14 protein-coding genes are annotated in these 16,813 nt (G+C 63.2%); 6 read left to right on the top strand and 8 right to left on the bottom strand.

Annotated elements, in window-relative coordinates; all coding sequences use genetic code 11:
* Window positions 1–2: 2 nt before the first annotated feature.
* The gene (locus tag KBB96_RS18550) at window positions 3–158 is read right to left on the bottom strand and encodes a small basic protein (RefSeq protein ID WP_211630986.1); all 156 of its coding nucleotides are present in this window, start codon (window positions 156–158) and stop codon (window positions 3–5) included.
* 129 nt (window positions 159–287) lie between these two features.
* Window positions 288–1,886 carry a beta-N-acetylhexosaminidase gene (locus KBB96_RS18545; RefSeq protein WP_211630985.1) on the bottom strand — a complete coding sequence of 533 codons (1,599 nt, stop codon included), beginning with the start codon at window positions 1,884–1,886 and terminating at the stop codon, window positions 288–290.
* Between the two features lie 126 nt (window positions 1,887–2,012).
* Between KBB96_RS18545 and KBB96_RS18540 the strand changes: the two genes are divergently transcribed.
* The 5 genes from KBB96_RS18540 to KBB96_RS18520 all read left to right on the top strand — a co-directional run bounded on the left by KBB96_RS18540 (window position 2,013) and on the right by KBB96_RS18520 (window position 7,432).
* A complete protein-coding gene (locus tag KBB96_RS18540; protein WP_226373584.1) occupies window positions 2,013–2,378 on the top strand; it encodes a HesB/IscA family protein in 366 nt (121 codons plus the stop codon).
* A gap of 39 nt (window positions 2,379–2,417) precedes the next feature.
* Entirely contained in the window at window positions 2,418–2,960 is a 543-nt protein-coding gene (locus KBB96_RS18535; RefSeq protein WP_211630983.1) for a DnaJ domain-containing protein, read from the top strand.
* 221 nt (window positions 2,961–3,181) lie between these two features.
* Window positions 3,182–4,972: an Hsp70 family protein gene (locus KBB96_RS18530; RefSeq protein WP_211630982.1), complete on the top strand. Its 1,791-nt coding sequence runs from the start codon at window positions 3,182–3,184 to the stop codon at window positions 4,970–4,972.
* 86 nt (window positions 4,973–5,058) lie between these two features.
* On the top strand, window positions 5,059–6,285 hold the full coding sequence (locus KBB96_RS18525) for a hypothetical protein (protein ID WP_211630981.1): 1,227 nt from the start codon (window positions 5,059–5,061) through the stop codon (window positions 6,283–6,285).
* A gap of 244 nt (window positions 6,286–6,529) precedes the next feature.
* Entirely contained in the window at window positions 6,530–7,432 is a 903-nt protein-coding gene (locus KBB96_RS18520) for a hypothetical protein (RefSeq protein ID WP_211630980.1), read from the top strand.
* 4 nt (window positions 7,433–7,436) lie between these two features.
* On the opposite strand, the gene aroE is transcribed toward KBB96_RS18520, so the two are convergent.
* The 5 genes from aroE to KBB96_RS18495 form a co-directional block, all read right to left on the bottom strand.
* Window positions 7,437–8,354, bottom strand: a complete 918-nt coding sequence (gene aroE / locus KBB96_RS18515; RefSeq protein ID WP_211630979.1) for a shikimate dehydrogenase — start codon at window positions 8,352–8,354, stop codon at window positions 7,437–7,439.
* 88 nt (window positions 8,355–8,442) lie between these two features.
* Entirely contained in the window at window positions 8,443–9,762 is a 1,320-nt protein-coding gene (locus KBB96_RS18510) for a glutamate--tRNA ligase (RefSeq protein ID WP_211630978.1), read from the bottom strand.
* 66 nt (window positions 9,763–9,828) lie between these two features.
* The gene (locus tag KBB96_RS18505) at window positions 9,829–10,095 is read right to left on the bottom strand and encodes a hypothetical protein (protein WP_211630977.1); all 267 of its coding nucleotides are present in this window, start codon (window positions 10,093–10,095) and stop codon (window positions 9,829–9,831) included.
* Between the two features lie 172 nt (window positions 10,096–10,267).
* Window positions 10,268–11,050 (bottom strand): trypsin-like peptidase domain-containing protein, encoded by a 783-nt coding sequence (locus KBB96_RS18500; RefSeq protein ID WP_211630976.1) that lies wholly within the window; start codon window positions 11,048–11,050, stop codon window positions 10,268–10,270.
* Between the two features lie 45 nt (window positions 11,051–11,095).
* Window positions 11,096–12,061, bottom strand: a complete 966-nt coding sequence (locus KBB96_RS18495) for a sugar phosphate nucleotidyltransferase (RefSeq protein WP_211630975.1) — start codon at window positions 12,059–12,061, stop codon at window positions 11,096–11,098.
* Between the two features lie 92 nt (window positions 12,062–12,153).
* Here KBB96_RS18495 and KBB96_RS18490 point away from each other — a divergent pair, with 92 nt between their 5' ends.
* Window positions 12,154–15,186, top strand: coding sequence for a DUF7133 domain-containing protein (locus KBB96_RS18490; RefSeq protein ID WP_211630974.1), 3,033 nt, complete (start codon window positions 12,154–12,156; stop codon window positions 15,184–15,186).
* 153 nt (window positions 15,187–15,339) lie between these two features.
* On the opposite strand, the gene KBB96_RS18485 is transcribed toward KBB96_RS18490, so the two are convergent.
* Window positions 15,340–16,776: a PP2C family protein-serine/threonine phosphatase gene (locus KBB96_RS18485; RefSeq protein ID WP_211630973.1), complete on the bottom strand. Its 1,437-nt coding sequence runs from the start codon at window positions 16,774–16,776 to the stop codon at window positions 15,340–15,342.
* Window positions 16,777–16,813 lie beyond the last annotated feature (37 nt).

Below are 16,813 nucleotides of genomic sequence, written 5' to 3'. Positions count from 1 at the left end.
GATCAACCTTCGTGCTTGGTCTTCGGCAGACCGATCGGAGTGCGACCGGCTTTCCATTCGCCGCGCTCCTTGAGGAGCTTCACGCGCTCGAAACGCTTGAGGACGGAACGCTTGCCACCAACGGTGCCGCTGGCCTTGAGGCTGTTGTGCTTGGACATGACAGGAAAAAGTTCGGGATTGGAACGCGGGGCGCGGAACCTAGGAAGGGTCGGGCTGCTTGGCAACCCGAAAATCCCAAAAGTTCGCCCGCATCGGGGTGGAAATGTTTGAAAATTCAGGTCAGGGAATCACTCGGGCTTGTCCGGATACTCGACTTTCGCCCCTTTGTCAGACACTTCCGGGGTCTTGGCGAAGGGGTCCCAGGTCTGGATGCCGTGAGCCCTGAGCCACTTCAGTTCGGCCGGCAGACGGGTCTCGAAGGAGGCGAAGTCCTTGCGGTCGGCCGGAGTCCAACCGGCCTCGCCAAGAGCGATGAGGCGCGGCCAGGTCATGGTGTCCCGACGGGCCTGGGTCTTCATCGTTTCCGTCCACAGGCAGGCTTGGATGCCCAGCACCTGCTTCTCGTCCTTCTCGGAGAGCTTGAGCGAGGCCGGGAACTGGTAGACGTCCGAGATGGGATTGAAGCCACCCCATACGCGGCCATCCTTGTGGCTGCCATCCTGGATGAAATCGAAGTAGCAGGGGCGGCGCGGGCACATCACCACCGGATAGCCGGCCTCCAGCGCCTGGCGCAGCACCGCCGGCTTGTCGTGACGCCACCAGAAAACGACCGTCTTGTCCTTCGGCAGGCCTTGGACGGCGATCTCGTCCCATCCAGCGGTCTTGAAGCCGAGGTCGTTCACCGACTTGGCCATGCGGCGGTTGAACCAGCCCTCCACCGCGGCGTTGTCCTTGAGGTTCTCCCTCGCCATCAGCTCCTTCACCTCGGGCAGTTCCGGCCATTTCTTCCAGCCGAAGTTCACCTCATCCCCACCATAGTGGATCATCCCGGCATCCGAGAACAGGCCGCCGACTTCCTTGAGGACGTCATCCAGAAACGTGAGGACCTCTTTCTTGGCGGGATTGAAGGTGAAGTGCGGCCACTTCTGCGGGTTGCCGTTCTGGACCATGCCGCCGCCATCGAGCTCCGGGTAGGCCAAAACCGCGGCATCCGCATGCCCCGGCATGTCTATCTCCGGGATGATGGTGATCTGGCGCTCCTTCGCATAGGCGACGATGCGCTTGATCTCCTCCTGGGTGTAGAATTGCACCGGCGCGCTCTCGCTGCGATCGGTCTCATTGCCGCGGGCGCCGATGGTGGTCAGTTTCGGATACTTTTTGATCTCGATGCGCCAGCCGGCGGAATCGGTGAGGTGCCAGTGGAAGCGGTTGAGCTTGTAGCGCGCCATGGCATCCAGCAGGCGCTTCACGGCGGCTTCACCGGAAAAATGACGGGCCTCATCGAGCATGTAGCCACGCCAGCCGTAGCGCGGCGTGTCTTCGATGGACACGAAAGGCACTCCCTCGCCACCCGAGGCGGCGATCAGTTGCGCAAGCGATTGGCTGCCGTAGAACAACCCCGCATCATCGGCCGCGCTGACCAACGCCCCGCGCTCATCGACCTCCAGCCGGTAGCCCTCTCCCTTCGGAGCCGCCTTGTCCCGCATCACGACAATCTGGGGTGTCTGCCCCTGCGCGGCTTCGGACAGCGCCCGCCCCGCGGCAGCGGAAAGTCCTTGCAGAGCCATGGCGCTGCCATTGAAGGGCGCGATCCGCACCCTGCCGGGATCGGTCATGGAAAAAGTCCCCTTCTTTTCCACGACCTTCGCCGGTCGGGGGATGAGGGGGAGTTCTGCGGTGGCGGACCCGGCCAGAATCAACAAACAGGAAAGCGGCAAACGGAACATGTCCCGGCAATTTCTTCAGAATCCGTTGTTGGGTTCAATTCCGGACTTTCCATCCGACTGCGTCCGGGATCTGGGCAGATGGCGGGCGCGGTTGACGGCAGGTCCGCGCCAAGGCAGGTTCCCGCCGTGAGCGCTCCCACGGTCAACTTCAAGGTCGGCAATGAAAAGCTGATCCGCGTCCTCGATGGCGCGTCCAGCCACCTGCGCGGACTTTTGACGAAACAAGGCCGCCCGGATGGTGCGCTCCGCATCGCCGTGGTCGGCGGCGGCTGTTCCGGCCTGCAATACAAAATGGACCTCGTGGATGGCCCGCGTGACCGGGACATCCTCGTGCCCAGCAACGGAGTGAACGTGGTGATTGATCCGAAGAGCGCGCTGTTTGTCAGCGGCAGCGAACTGGATTTCTCGGACGATCTCCAGCAGGGCGGCTTCAAGGTCAGCAACCCGAATGCGATCGTCACCTGCTCGTGCGGGGAGAGTTTTGCGGCATAAGGGTTTGCCGGATTGCAGTGTTCAATTCTCCGGAAGAAAATGGATGCATTCGAGATTCTCGGGATTCCAAGGACGCTGGTGATTTCCGAGGAAATGCTACGGGCCGCATTCCGTGAAGCAGGCAAACAGGTTCACCCGGATGCGGGCGGTGACGAGGCGGATTTCGCACGGCTTCAACAGGCGTTCGCCACACTGACCGGCCCGTCGAAGCGGCTGAAGCACTGGCTGACCCTGCGGGGAGAAGCGGGCGATGACCGCGGCTCGATCGCGCCGGAGCTGATGGACCTTTTCGGCCAGGTCGGCACCGTGATCCAGCGGGCGGATGCCATCGTCCGCAAGCGCGACGAAGCCCGCTCGGCGCTGGTGCTGGCGATGCTGGAAGGCGAGACGCAATCCTGCCGCGAAGCGGTGGAGGCGGCGATTTCCCAGGTGGATGCCGCGCTTGCCGCGGAAACGGCGGTCTTTCCCGCCATCGAATCCGGAGAGGTCTCCGCGACTCAGGCCACCCGGCATGCCCGCAATCTCGCGTTTCTGGAAAAATGGCGCGCCAACCTCCAGGAGCGCTTCGCCCGCTTGCTCTGAGGAAGAAGTTGAGCCTTTAGGCGAGGAGGGAGAGATTTCAGCCGCAAAGAGGCGCAAAAATCGCAAATGGAAGAGATTGGCGAAGTCCATCTTCTCTTCCTGAAAACTGAACACTGCCAACCCTCAAACTTTCAGGCCTCCGCCTCCCGGAAGACCCGCCCCACCCAAAGGCCCGACTCCTTTGGCTTGCGCTTGCCGCCGGAACGAGAACCCTGCCGCGCATGAGCGACATCATCCTGGGCATCGATCTCGGCACCACCAATTCCGCGGTGGGCGTGGTGGATTCCGGCTTCCCGATCCTGCTGGCGGACGAGGATGGCCGCCGGATCACGCCGAGCGCGGTGTGGTTCGGAAAGGATGGAGGCTCGGAGATCGGTCGCAAGGCATTACGCCGACGAGCGCTCGAACCGGGCCGGGTGGTGACCAGCGTGAAACGCCTGATGGGGCGTCGGTTCGGGGAGGAAACCGAGTTTCCGGTGGCGATGGCACGCACGGCCGATGGCGGTGTGACGGTGCTCGACCACACGCCGGAGCAGGTCAGCGCGCAGATCCTTGGCGAGCTGAAGCGGATCGCGGAGTGGCGCTTGGAAACGGCGATCCACAAGGCGGTCATCACGGTGCCTGCCTATTTCAACGACGCCCAGCGCGCCGCGACCAAGCGCGCCGGTGAACTCGCGGGTCTGGAGGTGGTGCGCATTCTCAATGAGCCCACCGCCGCGGCGCTGGCCTACGGTCTCGACAAGCTCTCCGAGAAGTCCCGGGTGGCGGTGTACGATTTCGGCGGCGGCACCTTCGATCTTTCGATCCTGGAGATGCAGGACGGCGTCTTCCAAGTGCTGGCGACCCATGGCGATACGCGCCTCGGAGGCGATGATCTCGATCTGGCTCTGGCCCGGCGGGCCGCCACCTTGGGAAACGTGGAGTTCGATTCGCTGGATGCCGCGGCCCGCGTGAAGCTGGTTGAAGAAGCGGAGCGGGTGAAATGCGCGCTTTCCTCGAGCGAGGAGGCAGCCTTCCGTGTGCCGTTCTATGATGGTGCGAACAGTCTGGAGACGGCGGTCGTACGAGCGGACTTCGAAGCTGTCGCGGCACCGTGGATCGCGCGCACATTGCGGCACTGCCGTCAGGCGCTGGCCGATGCTGCTCTCTCTCCAACCGATCTGGATGCGGTGGTGCTGGTCGGCGGCAGCACCCGGATTCCAGCGGTGCGCGCGGCAGTGGCGGAATGTTTCAACCGGGAGCCGGACGTCTCCCAGCACCCGGACGAAGCGGTGGCATTGGGAGCCACCATCCAGGCCGGAGTGATCAGCGGCGCACTGCGCAAGATGGTGCTGCTCGACGTGACCCCGTTGAGCCTCGGCATCGAGACCTTCGGCGGGCTGATGAACGTGTTGATCCCTCGCAACACCACCATCCCGTGCAAGGCGGGCGAGATGTTCACCAACGCCGCCGCCGGCCAGACATCGATGCGCATCCGGGTGCTCCAGGGCGAACGGGAGATGTCTCGGGATAATTGGGAACTGGGTGCCTTCGAAGTTACCTTTGAGTCCCTGCCGAAAGGGCAGGCCCGTGTCGGCGTGCAATTCCGCATTGATGAAAACGGCATTCTCGAAGTGCTGGCCCGCGATGTCGTCACTGGCAAGGACACCATCGTCCAGATCCGGAGCGCAGCCGTGGATGTCGATGACATTGCAGTCGGAAAAATGGTCAGCGAGTCGGTGGAACATGCTTTCGAAGACATGGCGGAGCGCGTCTTCACCGAGGCGAAGCTGAAAGCGGAAGAACTGCTGCCCGCCGTCGAAATGGTACTGGCCCAGGGCCTCGCAACGGATGTCGAGCGCTCTGAAATCGAGGCCGCCTCCACAGCGGTGCGGGATGCATTGTCCTCCGGAGCAGCCACTCCGTTGAAACAGGCGGTACAGAAGCTCGATCTGGCCACCGAGGCGCTGGCGGCGCGATTGGTGGAGAAAGCCATGGAAGAAGCCCTCGAGCGCCGCCTGGCGGACGGTTAGACTTCATGACTTGCCAATCCGCCGCTCCGGCGTGACGGTCGGTGCATCTATCCGGCGGACGGTGCATCTATCCGGTGGAAAAACGCATGAGCGGCTCATCCGACGATTCACAAACCCGCCCCGGGGACGCTTCGGGTGGCGAGGCCGGAGATATTCCGGTGCTCGTGGCGGAGAGTTTATCGGCTCCGCGAATCGTGCTGCCGGTACGTCGAAGCGTGGCGGCGGAGCCCCCCGCGCGCGCGGAAGTCGGCTTGCGCATCGAGTCACGCTTTCACGCGCCGCCCGGAGAGGCGGTTGAAACATCGTCCCCGTCCACGCTGGAAATTTCAGAGCTGGGCAAGGGAATCGTCCGGCTTGGCAACGAAACGGCCATCGCCGGCCCTCCCCGGCAGGACCAGCTTCCTGTCATGCAGCCCCGGCCAGCCCGGTCGGCCGATAAGACCGCCGAGGCAGGTTCCTGGGGTCAATCGCGCGGCCATTCCCACCGCTGGATGATCTGGGGTGGAGCAGGAGTAGCCGTCTCCGTGATGACCGCGCTCGCCCTCCAACCCCTCCTTGTCAGGAAGGACGAAACACCCCGCACCAGTTATTATGACAAGATGCAGGTGGTGGACGATATCTCCAACGCGGAGGATCCAACCGTTTATTTCACCGACCATGCCGACGAAGCGGGCCAGCAGATGACCACCGCACTGACGGCCTATGGTCGCGCCCGGACGATAGACGAAGTGCTGCCACTGGTCCGGAATGGCGAGCATCTCCGTGAGGAACTCAAAAAACGGTGGCGGCCGTGGAACGTCCCTGCGGACTGGAAACCGGACCGGGAGGCCCCCCAAGGATTCGCTTCGGTCGGAAAACTCCCGTATGGCACGATGTCCGGCACTCTCCCGGATTTCAGCCCCTACGCCGCGTATTTCGTGCGAAACGGCGACCGCATGCTGGTGGATTGGGAAGCCACCAGCGGAGAGGGCACCACGGACATGAGCGGGTTGACCCACGCGGAAACTCGTGAGGCCGTCGTCCGTGTCATGATTTCACCAACCTCTTTCTACACCTCCAACTACCCCGAGTCCTCCTATCTTTCTTATCGCGCCACACGGCCCGATTCCGACGAAATCGCGTGGGTCTATGCCGAAAGGAGCGGCATCGCGGGAGATACCTTGGGGAAACTCTTCCCGCAGGGAGTCATCCTCGGCGGAACGGATGGCTCCCCCCAGCCTGTGCGCCTGAGATTGGTCAGAAGCGAACAGGGAGGCCTCGCAAACCAATGGCTGGTGCTCGACGTGCTTCACAAGGGATGGGTCTCGCCCTAGAACAACCGGCGTGAGCGACGAAAACCTGGGATGGTTCCACTGCGGCCGGTGCGGGCGGATGTTTCAATCCGTCATCGGCGGGAGCACCCGGTCGTGTCCTCTCTGCGGTCGTGAACCGTCGATTTTCGGCGAGGCTCTGGTGAAGCTTCATCAAACCCCGGCCGCCCTCCCCGCCCGCCGTTCTCATGCGAAGGATGAGCAACCGGCGCGCAAGCGCTCCGGACGCAAGCATCGCCGGAACCTCATGATCGCCAAGATCCTGGTCGCTTGGGCGGTGCTCATGGCTCTTGTCGTTTTCGCGGCCCGCCGTTTTGCGGGTCAGGATGATGACCAGGCCCGTGGACAGAGCCTGATATCCCAACCGGGAGCTTTCGCGGAAGAGGATACCGCCCTCCTTCAGAAGGCCATTCCCGATTGCGGGAGGACATTGGCCGGTTTCGTGACCGCGGGAACTCCCGAGGAACGAAACCAATTCGTCCACCAACCCATCGCCACCGCTGGAAAAATGGCGCGCTTCTACGCCATGAATCCGATCATCACGGTGGATGGATCGTCCCTGAAACTGAAGAGCGACAGAGTCATCAAACTAGCGGGAGGCCATGCGATTTCCACGGTATGGTCCGTGGCCGACGGAAAAACCCTCGATGCCGTTTTCCTCCAGGAAGATGGAGAGTGGCGTTTGGACTGGGACCAGTTCGTCCGCTACAGCGACTACCCTTGGCCGCTTTTCATTTCCGGCTCGGGCGGAGACTCCGGCGAATTCCGCCTGCTAGCCCGCCAGCGCGCTTCCACCCTCAATGGTGATGTCGGCCCGCTGAGCCTCACTTTGTATTCCCCCCGTTTCGGCTTTCCTTCCGAGCCGGGCCCCGGTTCGCCCGAAATCGAAGTCACCCGCACCAGCGAAGATGGCCGCTTGCTGGCAGCCGCATTCCAAAACGCGAAGAAGGGCGCGCGCCCCTTCGATGGCCAGATGGCCAATGAGGACCCCGAAGGCATGATCCGGGTGCGGGTCAGGATCCACCGCACCCGCAACGAGCACGGCAATTTCCACTTCGAAGTGGAAAAGGTGATCGCCTGCCACTGGATCTCATCGGACGAACCCGGCGTCACGCCTCTCACCGAAGAGGAAGCGAACCGTTCCCATTGAATCGTTACGCACCCGACCCTGCCGAGTGCAGCAGCGCCTCGCGCATGAATGGAAGCGGGTCCGTCTGCGGGAACCAGTGTTGGAAGGCCAGCACACCCTGGTGCAGCAGCAGGGAAATGCCATTCGCCGTGCGGCAGCCCGCGGCTTCCGCCGCAGCCAGCAAGGGGGTGATGGCAGGCTGGTAAATCGTGTCATACACGCACAGGCCCGGTCGCAGGTAATCGGGAGGCAGTGGCGAGCCATCGCCCGCCTTCAGGCCTACGGAGGTCGTATTGACGATCAGATCACAACGCTGGCAGAGATTTTCCAATTCCGGATCATCGAAGGACAGCGCCACCACCTCGGTGGTCGGCCCCAGCGCGCGGAGGCGCTCGACCAGAGGACCAAGTTTTTCGAGCGTGCGGTTCACCAGCACCAGCGTCGGCACGCCCTGCATCGCGCATTGCGTCGCGATCGCCTGACCGGCACCGCCTCCCGCTCCCGCGATCACGACGCTGAAGGTGGAAAGCGGAAACTCGAAATCATCCACGATGGCCCGCACGAAGCCGGGGCCATCGGTATTGAAGCCGTGGATTCCATCCGCATCGAAGCGCACGGTGTTCACCGCGCCCAAGGCCCGCGCGTCCGGATGCACCACCGAGCAGGCGGCCAGCGCATCGAACTTGTGCGGCACCGTGATATTGCAACCGATGAAGCCCAGTGCCCGCATCCGTGCAAACGCCTCCGCCACCTGTCCCACCGGCACATCGACCTTGATGTAGCGCGCATCGATTCCCGCCGCATCCAGCGCGGGCTGATGCATCCGCGGAGACGACGAGTGCGCCACCGGATGGCCGATCACCGCCAGGCGAGCTGGTTTGGCATGACCGGCATCAAGGCGGTCGCGGGAGAGAAGGTCGTCGAGGGTGTAAGGTTGGCTCATGGGTCGGGAAATGCGCGTGCCTTCATAGCAGATCGCGGTCTGCGGACAAGAAGGCGCGCAATCGGAGTTTGGCAACCGTGAAGGCGGATCAAATCGCCAGGACCTCCACGAGCCGCGTCACACGTGCCGCGCTGCGTTCGCGTCCCAGCAAGCCGAGGATGTCACCCAGATCCGGGCCGCCGGACTTGCCGCTGAGAGCCACGCGGACCGGGAACATGAGCTGGCCCGGCTTGGCCCCGGCCGCTTTCGCGGTTTCACCGATGGCGTGCTTCGCGGTCTCCGCCGACCAGTCGGTCGTAGCGGAAAACGCGGCTGCCAAAGCAGCCAGCAGAGCGGGTGCCTGGGCATTGCCCTTCACCTTCTCCAAGGCTTCGGTTTCGTAGGCGAAATCGTCCTGAAGCAGGAACCCGATGGCCTCGGGCACTTCCTGCAACAAGCGCACCTTGTCCTTCACCGTCGCGGCAGCGGTGGCATACGCGCCATCGACCGGCAAGCCCGCCCCTTCCACAAACGGACGGGCGGCGGCCGCAAAAGCTTCGGGTGTCAGTTTGAGAAGGTGCTGCTGGTTCACCCACGCGCACTTCTCGGGATCGAAGCGGGCGGGCGCACGATTGACGTTCTCCAGCGAAAAGCGCTCCACAAGCTGGAACAGCGTGAAGATTTCCTCATCGGTTTTCGAAGACCAGCCGAGCAGGGCCAGGAAATTGACCACCCCTTCAGACAGGAAGCCCTGGCGCGGATAGTCACCCACCGCAGCGCCTTCGTCGCGCTTCGACATCTTCGAGCCATCGCCATTCAGGATGAGCGGAATGTGCGCGTACAACGGAGCCGGAGCACCGAAAGCTTCGAAAAGCTGGAGATGCTTCGGCGTGTTCATCAGGTGGTCCTCGCCGCGGATCACGTGAGTGATCTTCATTTCGAGATCGTCCACCACGTTGACGAAATGGAACACGTAGGAACCATCCGAACGCTTCACCACCATGTCCGGCGTGTTGCTCTCGTCCTCGTAATTGATCGTCACCTCGCCGCAGACGAGGTCGTTCATGGTGATCTTCTTCCGCTCGAAGCGGAAACGCCATGCACCGCCGTCCTCATAGACGCGGCCCTTGGCACGGAGCACATCAAACCACTTGTCATAGATGGCCAGGCGCTCGCTCTGGAAATACGGGCCGTAGGAACCACCGGCCTGCGGGCCTTCATCCCAATCGAGGCCAAGCCAGCGCATGCCGGTGAAGATCGCATCGCGGGCGGCCTCGGTGTTGCGGGCCTCGTCCGTGTCCTCCACCCGGAGAACGAAGGTGCCGCCGTGGTGGCGGGCGAACAGGAAATTGAACAACGCGGTGCGCGCGCCACCGACATGGAGGTAGCCGGTCGGGGACGGAGCGAAGCGGGTGCGGACGGACGACATGCGGGCGGTTTAGTGCCCCTTGCGCCGGGAGTCCAGCGCAGGCCGGTTGTCCGCACCCGGTGCGGGTTATTTCGCCTCGCGGGTCTGCTTGGCGGCTTCCTCCAGCTCCTTCGCCTTGCGGTCGGCCGCCTCTTTGGCGAGGGCCTCCTCGTCCTTGATGGCCTCCGCCTGGCGTTCGCCCGCCTGGCGGGTGGCCTTGGCCTGGTCCTCAAGAGCATCGGCGTGGCGTTCGAGGGCCTTGTCCTGACGCTTTTCTTCCTCCGATTTGCAGGAGACGAAAGCGATGGAGGGACCGGCCAGAAGGATGGTCAGAGCAGGGCGCAGGATTTTCATGATCGTAGTGGTTGGTTGGATCGGTGGAATGCACGGGCAGCCCGCCGGATCTGATTTCGCAGCGGCCATGCCATGGCGTAAGCCGTTGGAAAACGACCATTTCCACCGTCCATCCGGATGCAATAAGCCCGATGCCTAAACAGCCTGTTGCATCCTGCCCCTCCCTCCGACCCTAGGGATTCGGTGCAGGTTCCGTCGCTGCCACCGGAGGCGATTCCACCGGAGGTTCCGCAGTGAGCACCGGCAGCACATCCGCGTACCACGCGCAGTTGAGGTTGAGACGCTCGTCCTCATTGAGATCGCGGTTGATCACATCCAAACGCGAGGCGTGGATGCCCAACAGCCACCACGGCAGGCTCTTGCGCCCGGAGACTCGTCCCGGCTTGCGCAGCACCACCGGCGCACCACTGGTGCCGCGGTGCATCCGGGCATCGGTGAGGAAGTAGCCATTGCCTTGGAACCGGATGCCGAAGGAAGAAGCGATCATCGCCCGGCGCGCGATCGGCAGATGATGGAAAGTATCGTGGAAACCGAGCGGGAAGCCCGCGACCATCGCGGCGGTGCCGATTTCGATCTGATCGAGATTCTTCACCAGCGAAGCCGGCGTGAAGGCTTGATAGAGCAGTTGCTTGGGCAGCTTGTCCCGCTCCAGTTCGATGGCCACCACATCCACGATCCCCACCGTATCCACGGTCTCGCGCCACTGGGGCACGCCTTCGAGATAGAGGGGAATGATATAGCCGGTGACTGCGGCCACATTCGCGGGATCAATGTGAAGTTCGATTTCCAGATGCTCCGGGCTGTGACCGGACGTCTCATCGACCACCACATGACGGTTGGTGACCAGAAACAAGCGCCCCCGGACTTCGTAGAAGAAGCCCGTGGCATTCGTCAGCGGCCCCAATGACGTGGCCGTGGTGACCCGGGTGACGGCGAGCAACAGAGATTCAACCATGCGGGTCTAACATACCGCACATTCCGGGCCGGAAAACCGGAGGTTTTACAAATCCGCGTCCGCGTGCGGACCACTCACCGGCCGGTCCGAATAGACGATGCAGCCATCGATGGCGGCGTCCCCGCGGACGACCGCACCCGGCCACACCACCGAATCCCGCACCACGGCTCCCGCCTCGATGATCGCGCCGGGTCCGACCGCGCTGCGCTCCACGATCGCCAATGGATCCACCTTCGCCTCCGGATGAATGAGCGGACCCAGATCGAGCGTGCGATGGGCAAGAAGATAGCTCACGCGATCCCCCAGATCCATCCAGTGGCCCTCGTCCAGCACCACCGCGCCCAAGCGTCCCTCTTCAGCCAGTTTCAGGAAAGCGGGAATCACCGAGACCTTTTCACCCGCAGGCAGGTAGTCGAGGAATTCGCGGTTCACACAATAGATCCCGCTGAACAAATGGCTGCCTTCGGAGCGCCCGAGCTTGTTCCGGATGTCCATCACCCGGGTGCCCGCTTCATCCACTGCAATGTGCAGGGCCTCGCCTTGCGAGCGCAGGGCCAGCGTGACCGGCAGCCCGGAAGCACGATGGGCGTCCACCAGCCGTTGCAGCGGCATGGTCGTGAAAATATCGCCGTTGTGGATCAACAGCGGGCCATCCTCGATCCAATGGAGCAGATTCTTCAGGCCACCGCCGGTTTCGAGCAAATCCGGCTCCTGGAAGAGATGGACCGGCCGGTCGTGCCAGTGGCCGAACTCCGCAGGCAGGCCGTTGCCTCCGGCCAAACCGGGGCGGTCCCAAGCCCCATTCGGAATGCCGAACGTCTGATCCCGCCAAAGCTCGGGCAAATGGTGCGTATTGATCGCAAAGCGGCGCACGCCGACCGCCTCGCACGTATCCAATGCCCTCTCCGCCAGCGATTTGTGAAACAGTGGAATCAACGGCTTGGGCAGCCGCGTGGTGAGCGGACGCAGCCGGGTGCCGAGTCCGGCGCCGAGGATGAAGGCCTGATGCACACGCGGGGTTTGCCGATACGAACGACAACCCGCAAGTCCCGGGCGGTTTTTGTTTGAGAAATCCCCGATTTTATCGCGTATCGGCATTCCTCATGAGGCCCGCATCTGCTCTATTGTTGACCCTCTCCGCCCCTGCGGCCATGGCCGTACCGGATGGATTTACCGTCCGGGATTTCGCCGGACCGCCCCAGGTCGAGTACCCCACCGCCGCAACCGCCGCTGCCAATGGTGATGTTTACATCTCCTCGGACAAAAACGGCTCGCTCGGCCACAAGCCGAACTTCGGCAAGATCGTCCGCGCCACCGATACCGACGGCGACGGCAAGGCCGACAAGTTCCAAGACTTCGTGCCGGATGTGAACAGCCCCCGCGGCGGCCACTTCGTCAATGGCACTCTATATTTGATCCACCCTCCCTACCTCACCAGCTACCGCGACACCAATGGCGACGGCGTGGCCGACGAGGAGAAGGAGCTCGTGAAGGGCTTCGGCTGGGGCATCGAGCATCCGCGCGGTGCCGACCACACCACCAACGGCGTCCGGATGGGCATCGATGGCTGGCTCTACGTGGCCGTCGGCGACTTCGGCATGCCGGATGCGGTGGCCGCAGATGGCAAGCACCTGACGCTTCATGGTGGCGGCGTGGTCCGCATCCGCCCGGACGGTTCCGAAATGGAACCCTACGCGGTGATGACCCGCAATATCTGTGACGTGGCCATTTCCCCGTATCTGGACCTGTTCTCCCGCGACAACACCAACGACGGCAAGGGCTGGAACACCCGCTTCCACCACTTCACCGAGCTCGGCAACCACGGTTATCCGCGCCTCTACCAGCACTTCGCCGATGAAGCCATCAAGCCGTTGGCCGACTACGGCGGAGGCTCCGGCACCGGTGCCCTTTACCTTCATGAGCCGGGCTTCCCGAAGGATTTCGGTGACTCCGTGTTCACCTGCGACTGGACCGTCGGCGCGATCTTCCGCCACCCGATGAAGCCGTTCGAAGCCTCCTTCGTCGCCAAGCAGGAGGTTTTCGAAAAGTATCCGCACGCCATCGACATTGATGTGGACGGCTTCTCCCGCCTCTACATGGTGGACTGGCGCAACGGTGGCTTCGATTTCAATGGCAAGGAAGTCGGCATGATCCACCAGGCGATCGCCCCGGGTGAAAAGCCGGCCAAGTATGTCGATGTGACCAAGGCCAAGGACGAGGAACTGCCGGCGCTCGTCGCCTCGCGCAGCGCCGTCCAGCGCCTCGAAGCCCAGCGCGAGATCATCAAGCGCGGCCAGAAGCCGGTCTTCGCCAACGGCGTGTTCGGCATCGCGAAGGATCCGAAGCAGGAGCTCTACGCACGTGTCGCCGCGATCTTCACCTTCAAGCAGCTTTACGGCAAGGGTGCCACCAAGCCGCTTTCCGAACTGGTGGCGGATGCCTCCGTGAAGGAATTCGTGCTGCGCGCGATGACCGACCGCCTCAGCGAACTGGATGGCGTGCCGGTGCAGCCGTATGTGGAGGCCCTCAAGGACCCCAATGCCCGCACCCGCCTGCAGGCCCTGATCGGCCTCGCCCGTCTCGGCGCGAAGGACGCCGCCCCGGCGATCCTCGCCGCAGCCGGCACCTGGCCGACCGATGAGTCGAAGCTGGAGGAAGGTGCCCACTACCGCCTGCCCCACACCGCCGTGAAGTCGCTGGCGCAGATCGGCAATGCCAAGGCCTGCCTCGCCGCCATCGCCGCTCCGGCCTCCCGCCCGATCGCCCTCCGCGCGCTGCAGGAAATGCACACCGACGAGGTGGTGGATGGCCTGATCAGGATCGCCGATGGTTCGAAGGACCCGGCCATCGTCACCGGCGCCCTTGGTGCCCTCGCCCGCCTCTACAACGACGAGAAACCGTGGAACCTGAAGGACTGGTGGAACACCCGCCCGGACGACCGCGGACCGTACTTCGAACCCGTCACCTGGAGCGCCACGCCGAAGATCAAGCAGGCGATCGAACGCAATTTCACCAAGATCCCGCCGACCGGCACGCAGGCCTACATCCAGCTGCTGGCAGTAAACCGCATCCAGGTCAGCGACCTGAAACTCGGTGACCTCGATCCGCTCGTCGTCGCGCTGGGTTCCACCAACCCGGATGCCTCCCAGATCCAGATCCTGCTCGCTGCCGCCAAGGACGCGAAGCGCCCGTGGGAGCAACGCTCCTCCGCCTACCAGTCGTTGATGCGCGCGGGCGACCAAGCCAGCACACTACGACTCGCCGTGCTGTCCACCTGGGCTACCGAGAACCCGGCTCCGGCTGCCGCCTCGCAGTTGGAAGCGGACTTCGTCAATGAATCGCAGCGTGGCATGGAAGTGCCGAAACTCCGCGAACTGGGTGCCAAGCAAAGCGATGCCGCCAGCCGGATCGCCTGGAAGGCCCTGCTGACGGTGCTGAACAGCCCGCTGGCCAAGGCCAATGCGAAGGAGCAGGTGAAAAAGTTCATCAATGAGAATCCGCGCGAAGTGGGCTTCTTCCTCGCGATCAAGGACCTGAAACTCTCCGGCTTCGACAAGCAGATCGATGCAGGCATCCACAGTGACAACGAGCTGACCATCGCCGCCGCCAAGGCGGCCAAGGAGGCGGGTGCCTCCTCTGCCGCACAAGGTGGTGGCAAGAAGATCGCCGAGTTGAAGCACGACGATGTCGTGAAAGCCGCGATGACCGGCAAGGGCGATGTCGCCACCGGCAAGCGTCTCTTCACCTCGCAAGGTTGCATCGCCTGCCACAGCACCGATCCGAATGCCGAGCAGAAGGGTCCGTACCTCGGTGCCGCCGGCGCGAAGTTCACCCGCGACTATCTGATCGACTCCGTGCTGGAGCCAAGCAAGGTGGTGGCCCAGGGCTTCCAGACGACGATGTTCCAGATGAAGGACGGCACCGCGAAAGTGGGTTTCGTCACCGCTGAAGCGGACGGTGTCATCGAGATGCGCGACATCGCCGGGCAGATCGCCAAGATCAAGCGTGACGACGTGAAGGACGAGCAGCACATGAAGGACTCCATGATGCCTCCCGGCCTCGCCGCCGGCCTCACAATGGAGGAATTCACCGCCCTGATCGAATACCTCGCCTCCCTCAAGGCGGTCGGCGGTTGATCGGATCGATCCCTGAATTTCCCAAAGGGCGGATGGGCGACCATCCGCCCTTTTTTGTATCCGAGAGGCCGCTTGCTCTATCCCGAAGGGTTTTCCAAAGCCCGGCTCGGGCAAAGAGCCGGTTTCACATCTGTCCGTGTGAAACAGGCGGATCTACCGCTTCTCGATCGCGACCAAAGTGATGTCGTCCATCTGCCGCGACTCACCGGTGAAGGCCTTCAGCTCACGCTGCACGGAGGCGAGGATTTCTTCCGCTCCCATCGGTGCGGCGGCGAGGAATACATCGGAGAGACGCTTGGCTCCGAACTCCTCCTCCTTCGCATCCACCGCTTCCTTCACCCCATCGGTGTAGAGCAGCAGGCAATCCCCGCTCTGGAGAGTGATCTCAAAGTCCCGGGTGACGCGCTCAAAGACATCCCCGGCATCAATCCCCACGGCCAATCCCGGCGGCTTCAAAAACTCCACCGTTCCCGCACGGCGGCGGTACAACAGCGCCGGATCATGACCAGCCCGGGCCATCACCACGCGGCCGCCATTGGGATGCAGCACCGAGTAGGACATGCTGATGAACATATCCTCGCGGATGTCCGGGAAAAGCTGGCGGTTGACCGTGGAAAGCACCTTGGCGGGCGAGTCCTCGCCGTAGGCCGCGGAGCGCAACACGCTGCGGCACATCGCCATCAAGAGGCCCGCCGCCACACCCTTGCCGGACACGTCCGCAATGGCGATGCCATGGCGCTCCTCTCCGACGGTCACGTAGTCGTAGTAGTCACCGCTGATGATCCGCGCCGGAAGATTCGTGCCGCTCACGCGGTACCCGGCGATGACCGGATCGCCCTGCGGCAGCAGCACGTGCTGGACATCGCGGGCGGTCTTCAACTCGCTCTCGAAGGCTCGCTTTTCGTGGGCTTCTCGATGGATGTTCGCATTGCCGATGGCGAACGACGACTGCTCGGCCACGGATCTGAACACGGCGAAGTCATTGCCGGAAAAAGGTCCATCCTCATGCAAACGGGCGACTGCCAGAACGCCCAGATCCTTGCCCGCATGGCGGAGCGGAGCCACCAGGGCGGAAACATCGCCGCTGTAGTTGATGAAGGCATCGCGGAAGGAATCATGATTCTTTACGTCCGGCACCCGGATCGCCTCCCCCACCGTGAGGCTGTGGCCGAGGATGCCATCGCCCACGCCCACCTTTGCGAGCCGCACATGGCTTTCCAACACGCGGGCATCCCGCTCGGCGCGTTTCAAAATCTCCACCGGCACGCCGATGAGCGGCGGGCAGTTCTCGGAAACGTACATCGGCACGAGGTGCTGGCCGTCATCGCTGAGGTAGTAAATGGCTCCGCCGCGCGCGGTGACCACCTTGTCGATGCCATCGACAATCATCCGGGAAAGCGCCTTCACCGTCGTGTCGCTTTCGATCGCGCTGCCGAGATCATGGAGGAAGGCGAACATGCGGTGTTCCTCACCTTCCAGATCGCGCAGGCGGCCCTTCATCCGCCGCAATCGCCACGCCCACTCGCGCAGGATCAGGCCGCCGACCAACACGACGAGGCCGAGGAGGATGAAAGCGATGGTGGCGTACATCCGGTTTCCTGTTTCAGCGACCTCCCGTAACCAGCGG

Origin of the sequence: Luteolibacter ambystomatis (assembly GCF_018137965.1) — a bacterium.
GTDB lineage: Bacteria > Verrucomicrobiota > Verrucomicrobiia > Verrucomicrobiales > Akkermansiaceae > Luteolibacter > Luteolibacter ambystomatis.
The sequence above is the reverse complement of the archived record's forward strand: the minus strand, read 5'-3'. Positions and strand labels throughout refer to the sequence as shown.

Excerpts from the sequence above, each read along its gene's own strand:
- KBB96_RS18550 (WP_211630986.1), bottom strand. The coding sequence starts at position 158 with ATGTCCAAGCACAACAGCCTCAAGGCCAGCGGCACCGTTGGTGGCAAG.
- KBB96_RS18545 (WP_211630985.1), bottom strand. The coding sequence starts at position 1,886 with ATGTTCCGTTTGCCGCTTTCCTGTTTGTTGATTCTGGCCGGGTCCGCC.
- KBB96_RS18535 (WP_211630983.1), top strand. The coding sequence starts at position 2,418 with ATGGATGCATTCGAGATTCTCGGGATTCCAAGGACGCTGGTGATTTCC.
- KBB96_RS18530 (WP_211630982.1), top strand. The coding sequence starts at position 3,182 with ATGAGCGACATCATCCTGGGCATCGATCTCGGCACCACCAATTCCGCG.
- KBB96_RS18525 (WP_211630981.1), top strand. The coding sequence starts at position 5,059 with ATGAGCGGCTCATCCGACGATTCACAAACCCGCCCCGGGGACGCTTCG.
- KBB96_RS18520 (WP_211630980.1), top strand. The coding sequence starts at position 6,530 with ATGATCGCCAAGATCCTGGTCGCTTGGGCGGTGCTCATGGCTCTTGTC.
- aroE (WP_211630979.1), bottom strand. The coding sequence starts at position 8,354 with ATGAGCCAACCTTACACCCTCGACGACCTTCTCTCCCGCGACCGCCTT.
- KBB96_RS18510 (WP_211630978.1), bottom strand. The coding sequence starts at position 9,762 with ATGTCGTCCGTCCGCACCCGCTTCGCTCCGTCCCCGACCGGCTACCTC.
- KBB96_RS18505 (WP_211630977.1), bottom strand. The coding sequence starts at position 10,095 with ATGAAAATCCTGCGCCCTGCTCTGACCATCCTTCTGGCCGGTCCCTCC.
- KBB96_RS18500 (WP_211630976.1), bottom strand. The coding sequence starts at position 11,050 with ATGGTTGAATCTCTGTTGCTCGCCGTCACCCGGGTCACCACGGCCACG.
- KBB96_RS18490 (WP_211630974.1), top strand. The coding sequence starts at position 12,154 with ATGAGGCCCGCATCTGCTCTATTGTTGACCCTCTCCGCCCCTGCGGCC.
- KBB96_RS18485 (WP_211630973.1), bottom strand. The coding sequence starts at position 16,776 with ATGTACGCCACCATCGCTTTCATCCTCCTCGGCCTCGTCGTGTTGGTC.